The sequence below is a fragment of the Herminiimonas sp. Marseille-P9896 genome, assembly GCF_903993245.1.
In the GTDB taxonomy this organism is placed as follows: Bacteria; Pseudomonadota; Gammaproteobacteria; order Burkholderiales; family Burkholderiaceae_D; genus Oxalicibacterium; species Oxalicibacterium contaminans.
Genome location: NZ_CAJEVT010000001.1, coordinates 623,717 through 646,418 on the forward strand (window position 1 = coordinate 623,717; position 22,702 = coordinate 646,418).

A 22,702-nucleotide genomic window follows, 5' to 3' on the forward strand; every position below is an offset into this window, starting at 1 on the left:
AGTGGAGAAAAAATCTTTGGAAAAGCTCATGGAACATAGTCAGCAGCGTGAAACGGTGCTGAATGACAGCAATCGCTTCGTCTTTTGCTCGTCTAACGGCGCGCATCTGCGCTGGCTGGCCCATGCTTTGAAAGAGTGGCATGTGGTGCAGCAGGAACTGGCGCCGATAGCGTTGCTGACCGCACGCGTGGCCGAATGCAAGCCACGTCTGGTATTGCTCGATTTTTCGGGTAACTGTGGCGACAGTACGGCCAACTGCACGGCAGACATGATCGCATTGGCGCAAATGATGAAGACCAAATTACCGGACGTTCCGGTGGTAGCCGTCGGCACCATGGATTATCCGGAAGGCGCGGTCGCGGCCTTGCGTGCAGGCGTGCATCACTTCATAGATATGACGGCTCCGGTAGAGGAGGCGCACGATGTCATATACAAACTGGTCGCGGCGGTCGCCGCCCCGGTTGTTGCGATCCAGGGCACCTTAATCAGTTTGCTGGGAGCGCGTGCAGGCGTAGGTAGCACAACCATATCGGTACATCTGGCGGACCTGCTGCAACTGCGTAAATCTGTCCAGCACAAGGATTACCAGATAGGTTTGCTGGATCTTGGATTGCCTGCCGGGGATGGACAGCTGTATTTGAATGCGGCAGGAACTTACAGTTTTATCGACACCTTGCGCAATCGCCATCGTCTTGATCGCACCCTTATCCAGACTGCGTTGACTAACAGTCATAACGGCATCAAGGTGATTTCCTTGCCGCGTTCATTGAAGGAAATGAGCGGTATATCGCATGGAGACGTTTTGTCCCTGCTGACGCAATTACGACTTTACTTTGATGTGTTGATACTGGATCTTGGCGGCCTTGCAGATATGGAGCTGGTCGAGTGCATGGCCAATGCTTCGGATCAGGTGCTGTTTGTGACTGATCAAAGTGCCGGAGCTCTGGTTTCGCTCTCCGGCATGCTTAAGGAGTTCAATAAACACGGTGGCGATGCGAGTCGCCGACAACTGGTCGTCAATCGCTATGACATTCGTTATGGCATGAGTGCGCAGCAGATTGCCGAACGTTTCACTCTGCCGTTGGCAGCCGCGCTGCCGGAATGCACATTGCGCTTGATGAGTAGTGCCAATCAGGGAAAGTTATTACATGAAGTCGCCAAGCACGATCCATACGTGCGAGCGATACAGGATCTGGCAGAAAAATTATTAAATCCGCATGCCGAGAAACATGGCGGGAAGTTGTCGAGTTGGGTACCAGGTTTTCTCAAGCCATAAATACAACGCATACGACGGCAGCGGCCGGGATAGAGGCAGAGCGAGATGAACGATCAAGTGGGATTGGCCAATGAGGACAGCGCCTTTGTAAACACGCAAAGGTTTCAGGACATCAAAACCGCCGCATACGACAATCTGCTGACGCGGATAGAAGAGCTCGGTGCGGAGTTCGGGCGCTGGTCACGCTCGGCGATCCAGCAATTCGTCAATCTGGACGTGGACGGTTTCGTACGCTTGCGCCGCATCCCATTGAATGAAAACGAAGTACGGCTGATTGCTGATGCGCTGACCAAGGAGCTGGCTGGGCTGGGTCCACTGGAGGATTTGCTGGCTGATGGTGACGTTGAGGATATCTTGATCAATGGTTACAACGACGTCTTTGTTTCGCGGCATGGTGTATTGCAACGCGAAACCTTGCGCTTCACCGATAACAATCATTTGCTGCGCATCGTACGACGCATCCTGGCTCCGCTCGGTCGTCGACTGGATGAATCGAATCCTATGGTCGATGCACGTTTGCCGGACGGTGGGCGCCTGAATGTCGTGATTGAACCGTTGGCGGTAGACGGACCTATGGTCTCGATACGGAAATTTCGTCGTGATCCATTGAAGCCGTCCGACCTGAAGCAACTCGGCACACTGAATGACGAATTATTTGTTCTGCTGGAAAGCGCGGTCAAGGCCCGCTGCAACATCCTGATCTCCGGTGGTACCAGCTCAGGGAAAACCTCTTTACTCAATGCACTCGCTTTCTTCCTGCCCGAGAATGAACGCGTGGTGACAGTTGAAGACACCGCCGAGCTATCACTGAACCATCCGCATGTAGTACGCCTGGAGTCGCGCATAGGTAGCTTCGAAGGTACGGGTGTCGTGACCATACGTGACCTGATCCGCAACAGCTTGCGGATGCGACCAGATCGCATCATTGTCGGCGAGGTTCGTGGCGCAGAAGTGCTGGAAATGTTGCAGGCGATGAATACTGGTCATGACGGCTCGATGGCGACCATACATGCGAACACACCACGCGAATGCTTGCATCGTATAGAGATGCTGGCAGGGTTTGCCGGATTCCAGGGCAGCGAATCCAGTTTGCGTCGTCAGATCGCTGGCGCGATTGATTTCATCGTACAGATAGGGCGCTTGTCTAGTGGTCGTCGCCGCATCGTATCCATTACTGAAATTACCGGCGTGGGCGACAACATCATCACCACGCAGGAACTGTATCGCCATGAAAGCTTTAGTGGGCCGGACGGCGAGGATAAAGACCGCTGGGTTTCACTGGGTATACAGCCGCACTCACCAAAATTGAAAAAGATGCGGCCTATGACATCTAACGGGGACCATACACAAAAGAGAGTCTGACCATGTCTGCGCTGACTTTATGGATGGTTGCTGCGGCGATTCTGTTACTCGCCGGCGGTATCCTGTTATGGCAAAACGCGCAGCTGCATCAGCAACAGGATGCGACCTCGGCATTTGTCGATCATCAGATACGCAATATGTCGCAGCTGCACACCATGTCGGCCGACGATGCAGAGACGGATGCGGTAAGCATGCCGCGTGTCGAGTCGAACATCTGGCGTAAATTCTGTTTGCGCGCAGGCATAGTGCCGACTCCTTTGTTTTACATGATGCTGATCATTCCAGGTCTGATTTTCACCGTGATAGCGGCTATCTTTGGTGGCGTGTTATCTGTCATTTGTACGATAGCCCTGTATGTGACGCTGTGCTATTTCCGCTTGTGGCTGAAAGCCATGCGCAGACACCAAAAGATGGTGCATCAACTACCTGCATTCCTCGACACCATGGTCAGGCTAACGATCGTTGGCAATAGTCTGGAATCCGCATTCCAGGCCACCGTGCTGACCACTGAAGAGCCTTTGCGTGAAATGTTGGATCGCTCCAACCGTCTGGTACAGGCAGGGATGGATCTGGAGCATGCACTGCTACAAAAGGCGCGCGTCTTTCGTGTAGTGGAGATGGAACTGATTGCTGCAGTGATCGGCGTGGCTTTGCGCTTTGGCGGACGTGCTGACACCGTGTTGGAACGGATGGCGGCGTTCATGCGGGACCGCGAGCACGCGCAAAACGAATTGGTCGCTTTGTCCGCTGAGACACGTTTGTCTGCCTGGATACTTGGCTTGCTGCCTATCGGTCTCGGATTCTTCATGATCATTTTCAACAACAATATGTTCGTGACGATGATGGAAGATCCTATAGGAAAAAACATGCTATTCATCGCGGCCCTGTTGGAAGTGATAGGTGCATACTCTTTGTATCGTCTGGCTAAATCGGTGTAGATCCCATGAGCCCACAAGTCCTTAATGTCTTGTCGATCGTATTGTTTGCCATCGCGGCTTTGCTGGTTGGCAGTGTCCTGTTGCGGCAGGCGTGGCAATTCATGCGTAGCGAAAAGATATTGAATCGCCGTATCGATACGCATGAGAGCCAGATCGAGGAGGCGAAGCCGGAAGGTCCTTTCCTGCGTCGCTGTATAGAAGGTTTTCTCTCCTATATGGCGCATTGGGTGGACACACCATTAGGTAAGCAATTGGTGGCAGAAGAAGACCGGGTTTTGCTGGACCAATGCGGCATCAACGATACCCGCGGCAAAACCTTATTTTTTGCGACACGAGTTGTATTGGGCGTCGGACTTCCCATCCTTGCCTGGAGCATGTTGAGCGATGAATCTCCGTTCATTATTTTGTTTGCTGGTTTCATGGGATTCGCCCTTGGCTATATGGGGCCTAAATGGCTGATGCTGGTAAAGGCCAAGGAGCGCAGGCGCCAGGCGGCGGAGGAGCTGCCACTTCTGATCGATTTGTTGCGTCTGCTGCAAGGTGTCGGTTTGTCGATAGATCAAAGCCTGAATGTGGTGGAGAACGAATTCTCCAGTTCCTTACCTATCCTGAGCAAGGAATTGCAGATTGCGGCACAACAGTATCTGAATGGACGAACCAGAGAGCAGTCATTGCGTCGCTTCTCGACCATTTTCAACAACGAAGATATGAGCGCCATCGCACGCCTGATTATCCAGGTCGATCGTTATGGCGGCGCGGTGCAACAGCCGCTGCAGCAATTCAGCGACAGGGTTCGCGAACAGCGCAAGCTGGATATGAAGGAAAAGATAGGGAAACTTACCGTCAAGATGACAGGTGTCATGGTCGTCGCGCTTCTGCCTGCCTTGTTGATCATTACTGGTGGTGCAGGCTTTTTGGCAATTATTCGTGCCCTTTCGAAGATAGGAACCTGATTATGAAAAACCATACTGGCATAGCTGCTGCAGGCCTGGCGCTTTTGCTCGCCAGCGGTTGTTCCAGCTTTAATTCTCCGGCGAATGACTTCGCCGAGCGTAATGAAGCTGCGATACAAAGACAACAAGCTGCAGATATGGAACGGCCCGCTTTGGATAACAAGCAGGTCTATCTGGACATGATCAAAAAGATGCAGGAGCGATCACTGTATTTTGCTTCTATCGCACATATCGACGCTTATCAAAAAAATTATGGCAGCTCGCCTGAAATCCAGCGCATGTACGCCGATGCTTTACGTGCAACGGGACAAGAGGATGCCGCGGAAAAGCAATACAAAAGCATACTGAATAGTAGCGAGGCGTCAGCTGCATGGCATGGCCTGGGCTTGCTGGAAGCACAGCGCGGAAATTCTGCTGCCGCGATTGCGAATTTTCGCGAAGCCAGTCGACTCAATCCAACCAATGCCGCAATCCTGAGCGATCTGAGTTACGCATTAATGAATGACGGAAATGTCGGTGACGCGCGCATGCCGCTGATGCAGGCGGTAGAGATGGCGCCCGGCAGTCGCAAGGTAATTAGTAATCTGGCCTTATTTTTCCTGCTCTCTGGCGAGGCACAAAAAGCAAATTCATTAATGGCGGAGGCCAATATGCCATCCGATGTCAGGACAGAAATATACAAGCGTAAAGAAGCGATCGTGCTTCGCAGCGGAAAAATTGCGGCGAGAAGCAGCGACAGCACTCATCAGGAGCGGCCTTTACCGACCATAGCAAGTGGTAGCGGCATGCAATTGCAACTCCAGTTGCAGTTGTTGCAGCCGAGTGCGATACCACGCAGTCGTAGCGAATGATCTGTGGCCTGGCCACGTATGTCTGACTATTCGGGGGATTTATGTTTGTACATATGAAGAATGCACGCTCCATGAAGGCCTGGCCTGCGATTGCAGTCCTTACCTTGTTTTCGAGTTCTTATAGTTTTGCCCAGATGCTGAACAGTGATGCCGAGTCGCAGGCAACCGTTGTGCAGCCTAAACCTCCTGCACGTGAGATTGGTGATGTCACTTCATCTTTGTTGCGCATGCAGGCTGATGGCAGTGCTGCAGGCGCAGCCTTGCCGATGTTGGGCGCAACGAGCGCCATTAGCTGGGAGCGTTACAAAGATAGTTTTACTTACAAAATTCCGGAATATTTTGGCAAGGTCGTAAAGAAATCTGAAGGGCAATAGTCTTTCCTGACGCTGGTTAATATGAAAACATGGTTGAAATCATGCTTCGTTGACAGATGTATGCGACCACATGTGCATGCACCGCGCCAGCGTGGCTCGGTAGTTGTAATGGCGGCAATCGCCATTTCGACCATGGTGATCTTGCTGGCTACGATAGATATCGGCTATCTGTTCTTCCAGAAGCGTGAAATGCAGAAAGTGGCGGATATGGCCGCGCTTGCCGGTACGCAGCAGCTGTCGCGCGTGTCGAATGACCAGTGTGCATCGGCATTTGCAGTGGTACGAGGTAGCGCGTTAACGGGGCAAGGCTTTACTGGCACCCTGACCATCAGCTGTGGTCGCTGGGACCCTACTATAGCGGGGGCGACTCATTTCCAGGTATATACGAACGGTGTAACGCCGAACGGTGCACCGGCGCCTACCGCTGTAAGCGTGCTGACGAGCCGGTCTTTCCGCAGCTTCTTTGGCGCCTGGGTTAGTCGTGATATCACCGCATTGGCAATTGCGACTGCGGATGCACCTATCGCGGTATTTTCGGTTGGTTCCAGGTTGTTGCGGATAAATGGTGGCGTGGTACCCGGCATATTGAGCCGACTGGGAGTCGACATCAGCGGTACCTCATTGGCTTCTTACAACGGTCTGGCCAACGTCAGTGTGACGCCCGGCGGCCTGTTAAGGCAATTGGGTTTTCAGATTCCTGTCACTGCAGATGTGGCGACGATCGAGCAAGCCGTCATGGCTAACGTAGGTGGTTGCAGCAATGGTGCCTGCCCGCTTGAGACTCTGCTTGGTGCAGTTTCTACCGTCGCTGGACAGCAGAATCTGGTGAGCGCGCTCGGTCTGAGCGTTACGCAGCTGGCCTTGCCGGTGCGACTTCTGTCAGATGCGACAGGGCGCGGAGGTGTTTTTGCGTTGGTCAATACGGCAAGCGGGCAAGCGGCATTAACGGCCGATGTTAATGCGCTGGAGTTACTCACCGCGATGATAGGCGTGGCCAACGGCCACCGCTTTGCGGATGTTCCTTTGGGCGTCAGTGTCCCCGGCGTGCTTAACTCGCAAATAAAGGTAGGTATAGTCGAACCGCCATCTATAGGTATAGGTGGTGTCGGCGCTAGAGCCTTTACTTCCCAAGTCCGTCTCTTCAGTCGTATCCAGGCACCCGCGCCGCCAGCCTCGGCCGCACTGTCCAATTTATTGAGTGTGGATTTGCCTATGGCCATCGATGTGGTGAATGGGCAAGGCACGATTACGGCCATGTGTAATGGGCGCGATGCGAGTGGCAACCAAACTGCGACGATAGCCGTGAATGCACCTATCTTGCTGGCGTGTATAGGCAACATTGATGCAGCGACTACTTTTTCCACCACCACATCTTGTGATGTTGGTTTGCAGAATAAGCAGCTGTTTAGCTTCCTGGGCGGTGCATTAAGCATTAATGACCGGATAGTGCTCACTGCATTGAACACCAGCGGCAGCGTTACGCTGAGCAAGGGACAGACAGCGACGGTCGGCAACAACAATCTGCCTATTGGCACGACGGTGACTAACCTGACGAATGCCGTCTTGGTAACCCTGCTCGGGAAGTTGCTGAACAATAAGCAAGGCCCGGTTACCGATAACACACTGGCTACCTATCTCTTGAATGCCGACAGCGGTGTGCTACAGACAACGCTGAACACGCTAAAGGGGTCCTTGTCTTCGCTACAGACATTTATCAACAGCCTCAGTACTGATGTCACGACGATAGCCGGTGGTTCATTGGGCTCGGGCGTAGTGAGCTTGCTGAACAGTGTTGGCGGACTGGTAAGCGGGCTGCTGACCGGCGTGGGCAACTTGCTGAACAGCGTCATCGGCGGTTTGCTGAACCTGCTCTTTTGTAATGCCCATTGTCAGGTGCAAAACCAGTTAAGCGGTAACAGCAGCAATTCTGCAGTCAGCAATGTCTTGCTGGCCTTGATGGGGATACTGGAAAAATTACTGGAACCTATCCTGAATGGTCTTGGTGGCCAGATTGCCAGCCTGCTCAATAATTTGCTGGGCATAGGCCTGGGGCAGGTGGACGTCACTCTGATCGATTTGAAATGTGGCGGTGGTGATAACGTCAAACTGGTTTTCTAAATTTCTTATAACGAATTTCAATACTTTGACTCTCGATACTTGCCCATGAAAAATAAATCTTCGTTTGGAAAGTGGTTCGGCTATCTCGGCTTCGATCATTTCATCGCGCCGTTTTTGATCAAGCTAATTTACTGGGTCGGCGTGTTGGTGATCGTGAGTGCCGGCATCGGTGGCTTTTTCGCCACTTTTGACATGCCGGAGCGCGGGATCGGTGGCGTCTTGCTGGCCCTGATCGCGACGGTCCTGTCTTTATTGTTCTGGCGCCTGATGTGCGAACTGCTGATCCTCGCCTTCAATATTTATGCAAGGCTGGTGGAGATACGCAATTTGCTGTCGAGTCGGCAGGAACGTATGGATGCATATCGCAAAGTGCCGAGCGTGCGTGCCTTGAATAACGAATGACGGAAACTGTGTAAATACTCAATGCAAAAAATTAAAGCACCACAAGAGAATATCGATATTTACGTTTGGGAAGGTAAATCAGATATTTACGACCGCATCGTCCGCTGCCTGGTGAGTTCAGAAGTGGATGTGATGCGCGCCGATCATATGGATCTGATGCCGGATCAACCCAAGCTGTCGCCATCGATCGCAATTATTTCGGTGACGATGATAGATGGCGGTCGCTTTAATGCCAATGACTGGCAAAAAGCGCATGGCATGCCCGTGATCTGGGTCGCGGAAGCGCCACGCGCTTTCGATTCGCGTGTTTACCCGCCTGAGTATTCCCACATCCTTATGCTGGATTTCACCTGTGCCGAATTGCGTCGGCTGGTGTTTGGCCTGGCGGGTGAATTGCATGGTGGAGCGAAGTCGGCGCAGGAGCGTGATCCGCTGATCGCCGAATCTGACGTGATGAAGACCTTGCTCAAGGAGACTGTGGCGTTTGCTGATTGTGATTCGAATGTGTTGATCGCCGGCGAAACCGGGGTTGGTAAAGAACGCATTGCGCGCCTGCTGCATGAAAACCATCAACGCTACAGCAAGGGCCCGTTCGTCGCGGTCAACTGCGGTGCGATACCGGATGGTTTGTTTGAGTCGCATTTCTTTGGTCATGCGAAGGGTGCGTTTACCGGTGCGATGCTGGCGCACAAAGGTTATTTCGAGCAGGCAGATAACGGCACTTTGTTCCTGGATGAGATCGGCGATCTGCCTTTGTATCAACAGGTCAAACTATTGCGCGTGCTGGAACAGAGCAAGGTGACGCGTCTCGGTTCCGCGGTGGAGGTCGATGTCGAATTTCGTCTGGTGGCGGCGACCAATCGTAATTTGCGCGAGCTGGTGAAACAGGAAATGTTTCGTTCCGATTTGTATTACCGGATGGCGGTGATAGAGCTGCGGGTTCCCAGTCTGGAGGAGCGCGGCGAGGTCGATAAGATCGCGATTTTCAGCGGTATCGTGAATCAGATATTCAAGAACGCAGCGCGCGACTCTGCACCATTGCCGGAAGTCCCTGACTGGTTATTGCGCATGGTGGCGCATACGCGCTTCCGTGGCAATGTGCGCGAGCTGCGCAATATTGCCGAGCGCATCACGATTATTCACCGGCAGCTCGGTGACTGGGATAAAGGTGCGATAGATCGCGTGTTCCATGCTTTGCAGGACTTGAAGGTGGAGTGTGATCACGAAGAGCAGGGCGGCGCCCGCAAGAAGTGGGACACGGCTGATCGCAATCGCATTATTGAAGCGCTGGATGCGCATAACTGGCGCAGGCAGGATACGGCGAATCATTTGAAAATGAGTCGCAAGGTCTTGTGGGAAAAAATGCGCAAGTTCCAGATCATAGACGGTGATCCGGAGCCGGGTGAGGTCGAGTCCTGAAGAAAAAAGCCATGCCGCGTTAAGCGACATGGCTTTGGGATGTTGCGTGTACAACTGCCTTTATTCGGCACGCGCCGGGATTTGCGCAAAGCGGCCACTGTTGAAATCGTCGATTGCCTGCACGATTTCTTCATGGGTATTCATGACAAACGGACCATGACCAACGATAGCTTCATCGATAGGTTCGCCACTGATCAACAGTACAACGGCATCGTTGTTGGCTTCTATCGTGACGCCACTGCCTGCGCGATCGAGCAAGACCATTTGTGCGTCGCGTGCAATTGCATCGCCATTCACCGATACCGTACCGCGCAACACGATGAGGGCTGCATTCCAGCCGTCAGGCACCGGCAATTCACTGATGCTGCCCTGATTCAGCCGCACATCCAATACATGCATAGGTGTGAAGGTGTGCGCCGGTCCAGCGTGGCCCTGATACTCACCCGCAATCACGCGCACCGTGCCTGCACCGTCCGGCATCGCCACCGCTGGAATGTCGCGGTCGACGATGGCCTGATAGCCAGGTGCCGTCATTTTGTCCTTGGCTGGCAGGTTGACCCAGAGCTGCACCATTTCCAGCGCGCCGCCGGAACGCGTGAAGGCTTCGGAGTGGAACTCTTCATGCAGGATGCCAGAACCAGCGGTCATCCATTGCACATCGCCGGGACCGATTACACCGCCCTGGCCAGTTGAGTCACGATGCTCGACCTCGCCTTTGTAGACGATGGTGACTGTTTCAAAACCGCGGTGCGGATGGGAGCCGACGCCAGGCGGACGTTGTGCCGGGCTGAATTCAGCTGGGCCTGCGTAGTCCAGCAGCAGGAAAGGGCTGAGTTGTTTGCCATGGCTTTGATACGAAAACATGGAGCGCACAGGAAAGCCGTCGCCGACCCAGTGTGGGCGAGGAGCGCTGTAGACGCCAATGATGTTTTTCATGATTGTTTCCTTTCGGGTGCGAGATTATTTAACTGGATTAAGGATAGTGCAGGGACGATGGCTTGAGTAGGCAGTAAAATCAGGCATGAGTGTCCTATTTGGTGAACGATGGAGTGCAAATGCAGGATTTGAACGACCTTTATTTCTTCGTCCAGGTGGTCGATCACGGCGGCTTCGCGCCGGCCGGGCGTGCCTTGGGCATCCCGAAGTCCAAGCTGAGTCGCCGCATCGCGCTATTGGAAGAGCGACTGGGCGTGCGCCTGATCCAGCGTACGACGCGGCAGTTTTCGGTGACTGAGATCGGGCAAACCTATTACGAACACTGCAAGGCGATGCTGGTCGAGGCAGAGGCGGCGCAGGATGTGATCGATGTGACGCGCGCAGAGCCGCGCGGCGTGGTGCGCCTGTCCTGTCCGATTACTTTGTTGCACGCCCATGTCAGCAGCATGCTGGCTGATTTCATGGCTTTGAATCCGCATGTGACCGTGCACCTGGAGGCGACTAACAGGCGTGTCGATGTGGTGGCGGAAGCCATGGATATCGCGATCCGGGTGCGGCCGCCGCCGATACAGGATAGTGATTTGGTGATGCGGGTGCTGTCTGATCGCGGGCAGTGCCTGGTTGGTAGCCCTGCTTTATTTAATAAGCAGGAGCGGCCTGTATCTCCGGCCGATATCGCAGACTGGCCCAGCCTGGCGCTGGGTTCGCCGCAGCAGACGCATGTGTGGAATTTATTCGGGCCTGACGGTGCACATGTGTCCTTGCATCACCATCCGCGGTTTGTGACTGGCGACATGATGGCTTTGCGCGATGCCGCGGTGGCCGGGGTCGGTATCGTGCAGTTGCCGCGCATGATGATACGGGAGCAATTGGCGGACGGTAGCTTGCTGAGTTTGTTGCCGGATTGGGCGCCACGGCGTGAAATCGTGCATGCGGTATTCCCGTCACGACGCGGCGTATTGCCGTCGGTACGGGCGCTGATCGACTATTTGGCCGAGCGTTTTCAGGCGTTAAACGAGGATTGACATGATTTTTTCTAAACAATTGTAGGCGTAAACCAGGTCAAAACAGTCTTTAACGCCATAAGTGTTGTTTGCAAGCTAATGGATCTGTCGGGCGGCTGTTCTGGTGGTAGTTGTTATCGTGGTGGTAAAGCATGGCAAAAGCGCTAAAAACAACGGGTTCTGGGTATAACGTGCATTTCCTTCAGGGCCTTTGTTGACGCTTAAAAAGCGCAGTATTTACGAAAAATCACTAAATGCACATTTTTGTTTTTTTGCTGCAATCTTTTCTATTCTTTTCGTTTTCGCTGCATTAAGATTTGAGAGTTACGTTTTGATGTTTTTACATTTCCACGCAGAAAATTTACATTTTGTCAGTGTGGAGTTGAAAATTGCATTGTTACAAAAATAACTGAGGCGGCTTTCTAAAGAAAACCAGTCTCGGCCCATTAATACTCTAGCCGTTTAAGCATGTCCCTAAAGCGTAACGATTCATCCGATAACCAGCTATCCAGCCTGATGGAAATAGCTGGGGAGCTAGTGCTGCGACTTAATACACGCGGAGAGATACTCCACGTCAGCAAGCGTACTGACGCTTTGATCGGTCACGGCTCGCCATTGGCCGGGATGAAGTTGTTCGAACTGGTGCGTTTATCGGACCGACATGCAATTGAGGCGGCTCTGAGGCAAGCCATCGCCTCGCGCGAAGTAACACGCGTGAGCGTGCAGATGGCGACCCGCGCAGTGCTGCGCTGGTATGAACTCCAAATGATTGCCTACGATGACGACGCCGAAGCTGCAGTGCTGGTGGTCGGTCACGATATCTCCGGGCAGCAAGCGACGGAAGAGCGCTTGCGTCATATGGCGACACATGACGAATTAACCGGTTTGCCGAATCGCTCTTTACTGGCAGACCGTTTGCGCATGGCGATCGCACAGTCGCGTCGCACTGATCGCGGCTTTGCAGTGGTGGCGCTGGACCTCGATGGTTTCAAGAAGGTCAATGATGCGCTCGGCCATCCGGTCGGCGATGCCTTATTGCGCGTGGCGGCGGCGCGTCTGCGCGAAACCTTGCGCGATGTCGACACACTGGCACGTGTTGGTGGTGACGAATTTGTCGCCGTACTGCACGGCGCAGTCGACGAAGTGGAAATACACAATGTGGCGCGCAGAATGATCGCCGCCATTCAGTTGCCATTTGAAATCGATGGCAATGCACTCTATGTCAGCACCTCGATCGGCGTGGCGATTTACCCGGCGCACGGCGAGACCGATGTCAAATTGCTGGCGCATGCCGATAGCGCGATGTACCGCGCGAAGGAAACCGGTAAAGCGCGCTGCATTATTTATAACCATCTGAGCTTCAACCAGGTGGAACACGATGTGACGATGGAAGCCGCGATGTTTGAAGCGGTGCGCAATGGCGAGTTCCTGTTGCACTACCAGCCTATCGTGGATGCACATACGCGCCAGATTATGGGCTTTGAAGCATTGATGCGCTGGATGCGGCCTGATATCGGCCTGGTGCCGCCGAATCAATTCATCCCGATGGCGGAAAATAACGGTCTCATCAATTTGCTCGGTGCATGGGCGCTGAAGTCCGCATGCGTGCAATTGAAACGGTTTGAAGAAGCCGCTGGACGCAAGTTATATGTCTCCGTGAACGTCAGCCCACGCCAGTTCCGCAGTGATCAATTCATCAGCATGATGGATGATGCGCTCAAGTTGTCGGACCTAGAAGGCGATCAGTTGATGCTGGAAATTACCGAGGGCATCCTGATGTCGGATCCGGAGCATGCGGAAACCTTGCTTGCCAAAATTACGGCACGTGGTGTGCGTATCGCGATTGATGATTTTGGTACCGGTTATTCGTCGCTGGTTTATCTCAAACGCTTCCCGATCGCTGCACTCAAGATAGACCGTACCTTCATCAAGGACTTGCCCGACTCCATCAAGGATGCGGCGATTTGTAACGTGGTTCTCAGCCTGGCCAATCACCTTAGCCTGATGACGGTGGCGGAAGGGGTGGAGAACGAACGGCAAATGGAATTTTTATCTGCACAGGGTTGTTCACTGATACAGGGCTTTCACACCGGCTTCCCATTATTGCCGGATGCACTGATCGATATACTGAAAGCAGATGCCTTGGCTCTGCAAAATTAACTCGCCAAGTCCAAAGACATCGATTCATGACGAACCAAATCAGCCCCGCTATCAGTCCAGAAAGAACACTGGACTTGCTGTGGACACGCGTCCGCCAACGCGGTGACTTGCCCGGATTTTCCAAAGTAGTGACCGCTATTGTCGGGGCCATGCAAGGCGAAGACGATAGAGAGTTCAACATGACGCGGACAGTCTTGTCCGATCCGACATTGACGCAGCGCGTGCTGCGCCTGGCCAATAGCGCAATGTATTCAGCCTTCGGCCAAAGTATCAATACCGTTTCCAAGGCAGTGATCGTGCTCGGCACCGAAACCATAGGTCATCTGGCATTGGGCCTGAAGCTGATCGACGGTTTGTCGGCGGCTTCGCTCGGCAGCTCCGATACACGCAGCGAAATGGAACGGGCGGTGATGGCTGGGCAGATCGCGCGTCAGGTTGCATCGTCAACGACGCGCCGGGATACCGAAGAAGTGGTCGTATGTTCCATACTGCACTCGCTGGGTCGCCTGATGGTGTCCTTCTATCTGCCTGAGCAATGGGCAGAAGTGCAGGAGCGTGCGATTAGCAACGATATCTCGGAAAACGAAGCTGCCCGTGATGTGCTCGGGCTGGAGCTGGATGAAATCGGTCGCCTGATTGGTAAGCGTTGGGGTTTGCCTAGCGGCCTGGTGGCGAGCCTGAAGGAAATGCCGCCGCGCATCGACGCCGACGCCAGCCACGAACCGCTGGAACATTCGGAATGGCTGGCCGCGGTTTCGACCATGTCGACCCGTTGTGCCGGTGTCCTGTGTGAAGACGATGCGGCATCGGCTGAAGTTGATTTGGCTGAGATCGCCGAAAACTACGCAGAAATGCTGGGCCTGGATTCGGCAGTCGTGTTGTCTGCCGTGGATGCCGCGCAAAAGGCTTCGGAAGATGAAACCCTGGCGCACCAGGGTAAGCAGGCCAATGAGCCGGAAGCACAAATGTCCCTGCCGCTGGGTAAGCCGGTGGATTCGATCAATATCCTCAAGCGTGGCGTCGGCGATATGCACGACGAAGTGGCGACTGCCAGTACCGGCCAGGTCATGACCGTGGCGCTGGAAACGGTGTATCAGGGTCTGGGCCTGACGCGCGCGGTAGCCTTCCTGCGTAACCACGATGAGGGCCAATATGTAGCGCGTATGTGCTTCGGCGAATGTACCGAAGAAATGCTGGCGCGCCTGCATTTCAAGGATGCTTACCAGCCGGATGTATTTCACGCTGCATTGGCCAACGACAAAATGATTTTTGTCGAAGATGCGCAAGCACCTGGCTTCCTCAGCAAGCTGCCACGCTGGTGGCGCGACGAATTGTCGACAGCGCGCAGCTTCGTCATCCTGCCCTTGATGCTGAATTTCCATCCGGTCGGCTTTATGTATGGCGATTGGGATGCCGAACTGCCCCCGGCGAAAATTTCGCAGCAGGAAGTAGTCTTGCTGGATGAATTGCGTGCGCTGGTGGTGAAAGCCATCGGCTACCGCAATAAAAACGACGAGCCAGCCTGGACCCGTACCATGCGTTAATGCGGGCCGGTACCGGGCTTGCGACAGAAATATCGTAATTGGGGTCAGAGTTGATTTAATATGCAGTAAATCAACTCAGGTGCAAAGCCATGGCCCGACTTCCCCGGCTGGTTGTTCCCAACCAGCCCCATCACATCATCCAGCGCGGCAACGACCATCAACTGGTGTTTCGCGAAACCGCCGATTACGTCGAATTCCTGGCGCGCCTGCGTGAAGCGGCCAAGCAATTCAAGGTCGCCATCCATGCTTATGTGCTCATGCCGGACCACCTGCATTTGCTGGCAACGCCCAGCGACCAGGACGGCATGTCGCGCATGATGCAATGGCTGGGGCGCTACTACGTCCCTTACTACAACCGTAAATACGAGCGCAGCGGCACGCTGTGGCAAGGACGCTACAAGGCCACGGTGGTCGACGCCGAGCGTTACCTGATGACTTGCTGCCGTTATATAGAAACCAATCCGGTGCGTGGTGGCTTGGTCGCCGCGGCCGGTGATTACCCTTGGTCCAGTTATCCGCACCACATCGGGCTGAAATCCGATCCTGTCATCACTGATCATCCCTTGTATTGGGCTTTAGGCAACACACCGTTTGAGCGCGAGGCGGCATACAAGGCATTGATAGAGCAGGGCTTGAGTGCGGACGAGGTGGCGGCGGTCAGCGATGCCACTTTGAAGGGTTGGGCTTTGGGCAGTGAGCAGTATAAATTGTCATTAGAGAAACAAACTCAACGCCGGATTAGGCAAGTAAAGCGGGGCAGGCCGTCGCGCCAGAGCGTGGAGGTCGGCACCAAAAGCTCCTGATTTCATCACGCTGTTGAACCATTTTGGTGCAAAAATGAATTACTCTGTCCCCATTTAAAATTTGACTCCGAAGTAGGGAAAATTTAATTGACACTGACCCTATTTGTTGAGGTTGAAATTGAGATTGCTCTGCACTATCCTTCAGGCTCATTGAAAAGTAGTGGAGAAGGCTATGCATGCGCAAGGTTTGTACGATCCGGCTAATGAACATGATGCTTGTGGCGTAGGTTTTGTCGCCCACATCAAAGGCAAGAAGAGCCATTCTATTGTTGAGCAAGGTTTGCTCATCCTCAAAAATATCGACCATCGCGGCGCTGTCGGTGCCGACAAGCTGATGGGCGACGGTGCCGGTATCCTGATTCAGATCCCGGACCAGTACTACCGCGAAGAAATGGCCAAGCAAGGCGTAACCCTGCCACCAGCAGGGGAATACGGCGTTGGTATGGTTTTCCTGCCTAAGGAAAACGCTTCCCGCATCGCTTGCGAACAAGAATTGGAACGCTCGGTTCTGGCTGAAGGCCAGGTCGTGCTGGGCTGGCGCGATGTGCTGGTCGACAAAGAAATGCCGATGTCGCCTACCGTACGCGACAAAGAGCCTGTGATCCGCCAGATTTTCATCGGTCGCGGCCAGGACATCATGGTGACCGATGCACTCGAGCGCAAACTGTATGTCATCCGCAAGGCTTCGGGGCACGCGATCCAAGCACTGCGCTTGTTGCACGGCCAGGAATTCTTCGTGCCATCGATGTCGGCACGTACCGTGGTCTACAAAGGCTTGCTGCTGGCTGACCAAGTCGGTGAATACTATAAAGACTTGCAAGATCCACGCTGCGTCTCCGCACTGGCGCTGGTGCACCAACGTTTCTCGACAAACACCTTCCCTGAATGGCCGCTGGCTCACCCGTACCGCCTGCTGGCGCACAACGGTGAGATCAACACAGTTAAAGGTAACTTCAACTGGATGCGCGCACGCGAAGGCGTGATGAAGTCGGCTGTGCTGGGCGACGACCTGAAAAAACTGTTCCCGCTGATCTATGAAGGTCAGTCGGATACCGCATGCTTCGACAACGCGCTCGAACTGCTGGTCATGGCTGGTTACCCGATCGCACAAGCGATGATGATGATGATTCCGGAAGCGTGGGAAAACCACACCACCATGGATGACAACCGTCGCGCGTTCTACGAATACCACGCTGCCATGATGGAGCCATGGGATGGCCCGGCAGCAATGGCATTTACCGATGGTCGCCATATCGGCGGTACCTTGGATCGCAACGGTTTGCGTCCAGCACGTTACATCGTGACCGACGACGACCTGGTCGTAATGGCGTCGGAATCCGGTGTCCTGCCTATCCCTGAATCGAAGATCATCCAGAAATGGCGCCTGCAACCAGGCAAAATGTTCCTGATCGATCTGGATGCAGGCCGCATCATCGACGATAAAGAACTGAAAGATACCTACGCTAACGCCAAACCATACAAACAATGGATTGAGTCGGTACGTATCAAACTGAATGAACTGAACAAGGAAGCAGCGGAAGCCAAACCGGCAACCGCCTTGCTCGACCTGCAACAAGCATTCGGCTACACCCAGGAAGATTTGAAATTCCTGATGTCGCCTATGGCAACCACCGCTGAAGAAGCAACCGGTTCCATGGGTAACGACTCGCCGCTGGCTGTCATGTCGAACAAAGACAAGACCCTGTATAACTACTTCCGTCAGTTGTTTGCGCAAGTCACCAACCCGCCTATCGATCCGATCCGCGAAGCAATGGTGATGTCGCTGGTGTCGTTCATTGGTCCTAAGCCTAACCTGCTCGACACCAACAACATCAACCCGCCTATGCGTCTGGAAGTGTCGCAGCCGGTGATCGACTATGCGGATATCGCCAAGTTGCGCAACATTGGTGCACACACCGGCGGCAAGTTCAAATCGCATGAGCTAAACATTTGCTACCCGACCGCATGGGGCAAGGAAGGCATCGAAGCGCGCCTGGCTTCGCTGTGCGCGCAGGCAGTCGATGCAGTTCAATCCGGCCACAACATCCTGATCATCTCCGATCGCAAGATCGATGAAAACCACGTCGCGATTCCAGCGCTGCTGGCAACTTCGGCGATCCACTTGCACCTGGTCAGCAAAGGTATGCGTACCTCGACCGGTCTGGTAGTGGAAACCGGTTCGGCACGTGAGACACATCACTTCGCGCTGCTCGCAGGTTACGGTGCAGAAGCAATTCATCCGTACCTCGCGATGGATACCGTCAGCGAAATGGCGAAAGGCTTGCCAGGTGACTTGTCGCCAGAAAAAGCGATCGCCAACTTCCAGAAAGCAGTCGGCAAAGGCTTGATGAAAGTCATGTCGAAAATGGGTATCTCTACCTATATGTCCTACTGCGGCGCGCAGATTTTTGAAGCCATCGGCCTCAACAAATCGCTGATCGAAAAATACTTCAAAGGCACTTCGTCCAACGTAGAAGGTATCGGCGTATTTGAAGTGGCGGAGGAAGCGTTGCGCCTGCACCGTGCAGCATTCAGCGCTGACCCAGTGCTGGCACATGCGCTGGACGCTGGTGGTGAATATGCATACCGTACCCGCGGTGAAGAGCACATGTGGACCCCGGATGCGATTGCCAAATTGCAGCATTCGACCCGTGCCAACAACTTCAGCACCTATAAAGAATACGCACAGATCATCAACGATCAGTCGAAGCGTCACATGACACTGCGTGGCCTGTTCGAATTCAAATTCGATCCAGCTAGCGCGATTCCACTGGATGAAGTTGAACCGGCCAAGGAAATCGTCAAACGTTTTGCTACCGGCGCGATGTCGCTGGGTTCGATCTCGACCGAAGCGCACGCAACCCTCGCGATTGCGATGAACCGTATCGGCGGTAAATCGAACACCGGTGAAGGCGGCGAAGATACCAAGCGTTATCGCTCGGAGCTGCGCGGCATTCCTATCAAGGATGGCTCGACCCTGTCGTCGGTTATAGGTAAAGACGTGGTTGAAGTCGACATGCCTTTGATGCCTGGCGATTCGCTGCGCTCGAAGATCAAGCAAGTTGCTTCGGGTCGTTTCGGTGTCACCACCGAGTACCTGACTTCGGCTGAGCAAATCCAGATCAAGATGGCACAAGGCGCGAAGCCAGGTGAAGGCGGTCAATTGCCAGGTCACAAAGTATCCGAGTACATCGCACGCCTGCGTTTCTCGGTACCTGGCGTTGGTTTGATCTCGCCGCCACCGCATCACGATATTTACTCGATCGAAGATCTGGCGCAGCTGATCCATGACCTGAAAAACGTCAATCCTAGCGCTTCGATCTCGGTCAAGCTGGTTGCGGAAGTCGGCGTCGGTACCGTTGCTACCGGTGTGGCTAAAGCGAAGGCTGATCACGTTGTGATCGCAGGCCATGACGGCGGCACCGGCGCATCGCCATTGTCGTCGGTCAAGTTCGCTGGTTCGCCATGGGAACTGGGTCTGGCTGAAACACAGCAAACCCTGATCCTGAACGGCTTGCGTACACGTATCCGCGTACAGGCTGACGGTCAGATGAAAACCGGCCGTGACGTCGTCATCGCTGCTTTGCTGGGCGCAGATGAAATGGGCTTCTCGACCGCGCCGCTGGTGGTTGAGGGTTGCATCATGATGCGTAAGTGCCATCTGAACACCTGCCCGGTCGGCGTTGCGACCCAGGATCCGGTCTTGCGTGCCAAGTTCTCCGGCAAGCCAGAGCACGTTGTTAACTACTTCTTCTTCATCGCAGAAGAAGCACGTCAAATCATGGCGCAACTGGGTATCCGTACATTTGACGAACTGATCGGCCGTGCCGACCTGCTCGACAAATCGAAAGCTATCTCGCACTGGAAAGCCAAGGGCCTGGATTTCAGCCGTATGTTCTATCAACCTGCAGTCGCGGAAGGCGTTGCTCGCTACCACGTTGAAGGTCAGGATCACGCGCTGGAAAAAGCACTGGATAACAAGCTGATCGCACAAGCCAAGGCAGCGATCGAAAACGGTGAAAAAGTCTCGTTCATCTCGACCATCAAAAACGTCAACCGTACCGTTGGTGCGATGTTATCCGGTCAGGTCGCGAAGAAATACGGCCATGAAGGTTTGCCTGACGACACCATCCACATTCAGTTGCAAGGTACTGCAGGCCAATCGGCTGGCGCGTTCCTGGCACACGGCATTACGCTGGACCTGGTGGGCGAAGGTAACGATTACGTCGGCAAAGGTTTGTCGGGTGGTCGCATCATCGTGCGTCCTAACACCGAATTCCGCGGTCGCGCAGTAGAGAACATCATCAGCGGCAACACCTTGCTGTACGGTGCGGTTGCCGGTGAAGCGTTCTTCAACGGCGTCGCCGGCGAGCGTTTCGCGGTACGTAACTCGGGCGCGATTGCAGTGGTCGAAGGTACCGGTGATCACGGTTGTGAATACATGACAGGCGGCACCGTGGTTGTGCTGGGTGATACCGGACGTAACTTTGCTGCCGGTATGTCGGGCGGTATCGCGTATGTCTACGATCCGAAAGGTGATTTCGCCAGCAAGTGCAACATGGCGATGGTTGCCCTGCATCCTGTGGAATCGGCGTCTGAACAGGAAAACAAGGCTGAACACGCTTCCTGGCATAGCCATGTACGCGGCGCAGATGCGCAAACCGATGAAGCTATCCTCAAAGGTTTGATCGAGCGTCACTTCAAATACACCGGTAGCACACGTGCACGTGCACTGCTGGATGAGTGGAGCACCGCGCGCAGCAAGTTCGTTAAGGTATTCCCGTCGGAATACAAACGCGCATTGGCCGAGATGCATGCAGCCAAAGCTGAGCAGTCCGTGTCAACCAAGGTTGCGGTTTAACAGTTGCTGATAAGGCTGTAAGCAGCACTGTTCACAAACGATGTCATGGCCCGGTCACTAGATGATCGGGCCGAAACGAATGGTTTAGAAGGCGAGAGAAACATGGGAAAGATTACCGGTTTTATGGAATTCCAGCGTTTGCGGGAAGCAAGCGAGGAGCCGAAAAAACGTACCGCGCATTACAAAGAATTCACCATGCATCTGAGCGATGCAGATTCAAAAGTACAGGCAGCACGCTGCATGGATTGCGGTATTCCGTTTTGCAATAACGGCTGCCCGGTCAACAATATCATTCCTGACTGGAATGACCTGGTGTACAGCGGCGCATACAAGCAAGCGCTGGATACCCTGCACTCAACAAACAACTTCCCTGAATTCACCGGTCGTATCTGCCCGGCACCATGCGAATCCGCATGTACACTGGGTATCAATGAAGATCCGGTCGGTATTAAATCGATTGAACACTTCATCATCGACAAGGGCTGGGATAACGGCTGGGTCGTGCCACAAGTGCCTAGCGTCAAAACCGGTAAAAAAATCGCGGTAGTCGGCTCCGGCCCTGCCGGTATGGCAGCAGCGCAGCAATTGGCGCGCGTCGGTCACGATGTCACCGTATTTGAAAAGAATGATCGCGTCGGTGGTTTGCTGCGTTATGGCATCCCTGACTTCAAAATGGAAAAAAACCACATCGATTTGCGCGTCAAGCAAATGGAAGCAGAAGGCGTGACCTTCCGCACCGGCGTGCTGGTTGGTAAGGATTTCCCTGCGAACATCATCAACTGGGCAAAAGAAACCATCTCGCCAGAGGAAATCAATAAAGACTTTGATGCAGTCATCATCGCTGGCGGTGCAGAACAGCCGCGCGACCTGCCTGTGCCGGGTCGTGAATTGAAGGGCGTGCATTTCGCGATGGAATTCCTGCCATTGCAAAACAAGGTCAATGCCGGCGACAAGGTCAAAGACCAATTGATGGCAACCGGCAAGCACGTGGTTGTGATCGGCGGCGGCGATACCGGTTCCGATTGCGTAGGTACTTCGAACCGTCACGGCGCAGCATCGGTCGCTCAGTTTGAATTGTTGCCACAGCCACCGGAAGAAGAAAACAAGCCGCTGGTCTGGCCTTACTGGCCAACCAAGCTGCGCACATCTTCGTCGCACGAAGAAGGCTGCGAGCGTGACTGGGCGGTTGCAACCAAGCGCCTGGAAGGCAAAAACGGCAAAGTCGAGAAACTGATCGCTGCCCGCGTTGAGTGGAAAGACGGCCGCATGCAGGAAGTACCGAACTCGGAATTCGAAATGAAAGCCGACCTGGTGCTGCTGGCCATGGGCTTTGTTTCGCCAGTACAGCAAGTGCTGGACGCCTTCGGTGTCGACAAGGATGCACGTGGTAACGCCAAGGCGACTACCGATGGTGAAGGCTGCTACCGTACTTCGGTCGAAAAAGTGTTTGCAGCTGGCGACATGCGCCGTGGTCAGTCGCTGGTGGTCTGGGCAATAAGAGAAGGCCGCCAGTGCGCGCGTGAAGTTGACGCGTTCCTGATGGGCGAATCGGTACTGCCACGCTAAAGAATGTTTATGTACAGAAAACCCACCGAGTCGCAAGACCGGTGGGTTTTTTTACAACGTTTGGCGTATGTAAGCTGCTCAAAAGAAATGGCCTTGGGAGAGATTTCGTTTTCTGCACTACAATTATGACATTGC

The 22,702-nt window shown here is 54.0% G+C and carries 16 protein-coding genes; 15 read left to right on the forward strand and 1 reads right to left on the reverse strand.

The genetic code is table 11. The features are described 5' to 3' along the window. Window positions 1–28 precede the first annotated feature (28 nt). Genes H7U06_RS03040 through H7U06_RS03080 form a run of 9 tightly spaced genes read left to right on the forward strand, consistent with a single transcriptional unit; the run spans window position 29 to window position 9,693 of the window. On the forward strand, window positions 29–1,276 hold the full coding sequence (locus H7U06_RS03040) for a pilus assembly protein CpaE (protein ID WP_175624717.1): 1,248 nt from the start codon (window positions 29–31) through the stop codon (window positions 1,274–1,276). Window positions 1,277–1,321: 45 nt separating this feature from the next. Continuing rightward, entirely contained in the window at window positions 1,322–2,638 is a 1,317-nt protein-coding gene (locus H7U06_RS03045; protein WP_175624718.1) for a CpaF family protein, read from the forward strand. Between the two features lie 2 nt (window positions 2,639–2,640). Beyond that, window positions 2,641–3,576 carry a type II secretion system F family protein gene (locus tag H7U06_RS03050; RefSeq protein WP_175624719.1) on the forward strand — a complete coding sequence of 312 codons (936 nt, stop codon included), beginning with the start codon at window positions 2,641–2,643 and terminating at the stop codon, window positions 3,574–3,576. Window positions 3,577–3,581: 5 nt separating this feature from the next. After that, the gene (locus H7U06_RS03055; protein WP_175624720.1) at window positions 3,582–4,529 is read left to right on the forward strand and encodes a type II secretion system F family protein; all 948 of its coding nucleotides are present in this window, start codon (window positions 3,582–3,584) and stop codon (window positions 4,527–4,529) included. 2 nt (window positions 4,530–4,531) lie between these two features. Then, on the forward strand, window positions 4,532–5,380 hold the full coding sequence (locus H7U06_RS03060) for a tetratricopeptide repeat protein (protein WP_175624721.1): 849 nt from the start codon (window positions 4,532–4,534) through the stop codon (window positions 5,378–5,380). A gap of 41 nt (window positions 5,381–5,421) precedes the next feature. After that, window positions 5,422–5,754, forward strand: a complete 333-nt coding sequence (locus H7U06_RS03065) for a DUF3613 domain-containing protein (RefSeq protein ID WP_175624722.1) — start codon at window positions 5,422–5,424, stop codon at window positions 5,752–5,754. A 60-nt stretch (window positions 5,755–5,814) separates the two neighbouring features. Then, a complete protein-coding gene (locus H7U06_RS03070) occupies window positions 5,815–7,872 on the forward strand; it encodes a pilus assembly protein TadG-related protein (protein ID WP_175624723.1) in 2,058 nt (685 codons plus the stop codon). Window positions 7,873–7,917: 45 nt separating this feature from the next. Then, window positions 7,918–8,274 (forward strand): DUF4282 domain-containing protein, encoded by a 357-nt coding sequence (locus H7U06_RS03075; protein ID WP_175624724.1) that lies wholly within the window; start codon window positions 7,918–7,920, stop codon window positions 8,272–8,274. Window positions 8,275–8,295: 21 nt separating this feature from the next. Then, the gene (locus tag H7U06_RS03080) at window positions 8,296–9,693 is read left to right on the forward strand and encodes a sigma 54-interacting transcriptional regulator (protein WP_175624725.1); all 1,398 of its coding nucleotides are present in this window, start codon (window positions 8,296–8,298) and stop codon (window positions 9,691–9,693) included. 60 nt (window positions 9,694–9,753) lie between these two features. Here the strand turns inward: H7U06_RS03080 and H7U06_RS03085 are convergent, their stop codons facing one another. Continuing rightward, a complete protein-coding gene (locus H7U06_RS03085; protein WP_175624726.1) occupies window positions 9,754–10,629 on the reverse strand; it encodes a pirin family protein in 876 nt (291 codons plus the stop codon). Between the two features lie 119 nt (window positions 10,630–10,748). Between H7U06_RS03085 and H7U06_RS03090 the strand changes: the two genes are divergently transcribed. The 6 genes from H7U06_RS03090 to H7U06_RS03115 all read left to right on the forward strand — a co-directional run bounded on the left by H7U06_RS03090 (window position 10,749) and on the right by H7U06_RS03115 (window position 22,567). Further along, the gene (locus H7U06_RS03090; protein WP_175624727.1) at window positions 10,749–11,654 is read left to right on the forward strand and encodes a LysR family transcriptional regulator; all 906 of its coding nucleotides are present in this window, start codon (window positions 10,749–10,751) and stop codon (window positions 11,652–11,654) included. A gap of 447 nt (window positions 11,655–12,101) precedes the next feature. Then, window positions 12,102–13,793: a bifunctional diguanylate cyclase/phosphodiesterase gene (locus tag H7U06_RS03095; protein WP_254873117.1), complete on the forward strand. Its 1,692-nt coding sequence runs from the start codon at window positions 12,102–12,104 to the stop codon at window positions 13,791–13,793. 26 nt (window positions 13,794–13,819) lie between these two features. After that, a complete protein-coding gene (locus H7U06_RS03100) occupies window positions 13,820–15,337 on the forward strand; it encodes an HDOD domain-containing protein (RefSeq protein ID WP_175624728.1) in 1,518 nt (505 codons plus the stop codon). Between the two features lie 89 nt (window positions 15,338–15,426). Continuing rightward, entirely contained in the window at window positions 15,427–16,140 is a 714-nt protein-coding gene (locus H7U06_RS03105) for a transposase (RefSeq protein WP_175624729.1), read from the forward strand. 172 nt (window positions 16,141–16,312) lie between these two features. Continuing rightward, window positions 16,313–21,001: a glutamate synthase-related protein gene (locus H7U06_RS03110; protein ID WP_175624730.1), complete on the forward strand. Its 4,689-nt coding sequence runs from the start codon at window positions 16,313–16,315 to the stop codon at window positions 20,999–21,001. Between the two features lie 102 nt (window positions 21,002–21,103). Continuing rightward, window positions 21,104–22,567, forward strand: coding sequence for a glutamate synthase subunit beta (locus tag H7U06_RS03115; RefSeq protein ID WP_175624731.1), 1,464 nt, complete (start codon window positions 21,104–21,106; stop codon window positions 22,565–22,567). Window positions 22,568–22,702: the final 135 nt, after the last annotated feature.

Excerpts from the sequence above, each read along its gene's own strand:
- H7U06_RS03040 (WP_175624717.1), top strand. The coding sequence starts at position 29 with ATGGAACATAGTCAGCAGCGTGAAACGGTGCTGAATGACAGCAATCGC.
- H7U06_RS03045 (WP_175624718.1), top strand. The coding sequence starts at position 1,322 with ATGAACGATCAAGTGGGATTGGCCAATGAGGACAGCGCCTTTGTAAAC.
- H7U06_RS03050 (WP_175624719.1), top strand. The coding sequence starts at position 2,641 with ATGTCTGCGCTGACTTTATGGATGGTTGCTGCGGCGATTCTGTTACTC.
- H7U06_RS03055 (WP_175624720.1), top strand. The coding sequence starts at position 3,582 with ATGAGCCCACAAGTCCTTAATGTCTTGTCGATCGTATTGTTTGCCATC.
- H7U06_RS03060 (WP_175624721.1), top strand. The coding sequence starts at position 4,532 with ATGAAAAACCATACTGGCATAGCTGCTGCAGGCCTGGCGCTTTTGCTC.
- H7U06_RS03065 (WP_175624722.1), top strand. The coding sequence starts at position 5,422 with ATGTTTGTACATATGAAGAATGCACGCTCCATGAAGGCCTGGCCTGCG.
- H7U06_RS03070 (WP_175624723.1), top strand. The coding sequence starts at position 5,815 with ATGCGACCACATGTGCATGCACCGCGCCAGCGTGGCTCGGTAGTTGTA.
- H7U06_RS03075 (WP_175624724.1), top strand. The coding sequence starts at position 7,918 with ATGAAAAATAAATCTTCGTTTGGAAAGTGGTTCGGCTATCTCGGCTTC.
- H7U06_RS03080 (WP_175624725.1), top strand. The coding sequence starts at position 8,296 with ATGCAAAAAATTAAAGCACCACAAGAGAATATCGATATTTACGTTTGG.
- H7U06_RS03085 (WP_175624726.1), bottom strand. The coding sequence starts at position 10,629 with ATGAAAAACATCATTGGCGTCTACAGCGCTCCTCGCCCACACTGGGTC.
- H7U06_RS03090 (WP_175624727.1), top strand. The coding sequence starts at position 10,749 with ATGCAGGATTTGAACGACCTTTATTTCTTCGTCCAGGTGGTCGATCAC.
- H7U06_RS03095 (WP_254873117.1), top strand. The coding sequence starts at position 12,102 with ATGTCCCTAAAGCGTAACGATTCATCCGATAACCAGCTATCCAGCCTG.
- H7U06_RS03100 (WP_175624728.1), top strand. The coding sequence starts at position 13,820 with ATGACGAACCAAATCAGCCCCGCTATCAGTCCAGAAAGAACACTGGAC.
- H7U06_RS03105 (WP_175624729.1), top strand. The coding sequence starts at position 15,427 with ATGGCCCGACTTCCCCGGCTGGTTGTTCCCAACCAGCCCCATCACATC.
- H7U06_RS03110 (WP_175624730.1), top strand. The coding sequence starts at position 16,313 with ATGCATGCGCAAGGTTTGTACGATCCGGCTAATGAACATGATGCTTGT.
- H7U06_RS03115 (WP_175624731.1), top strand. The coding sequence starts at position 21,104 with ATGGGAAAGATTACCGGTTTTATGGAATTCCAGCGTTTGCGGGAAGCA.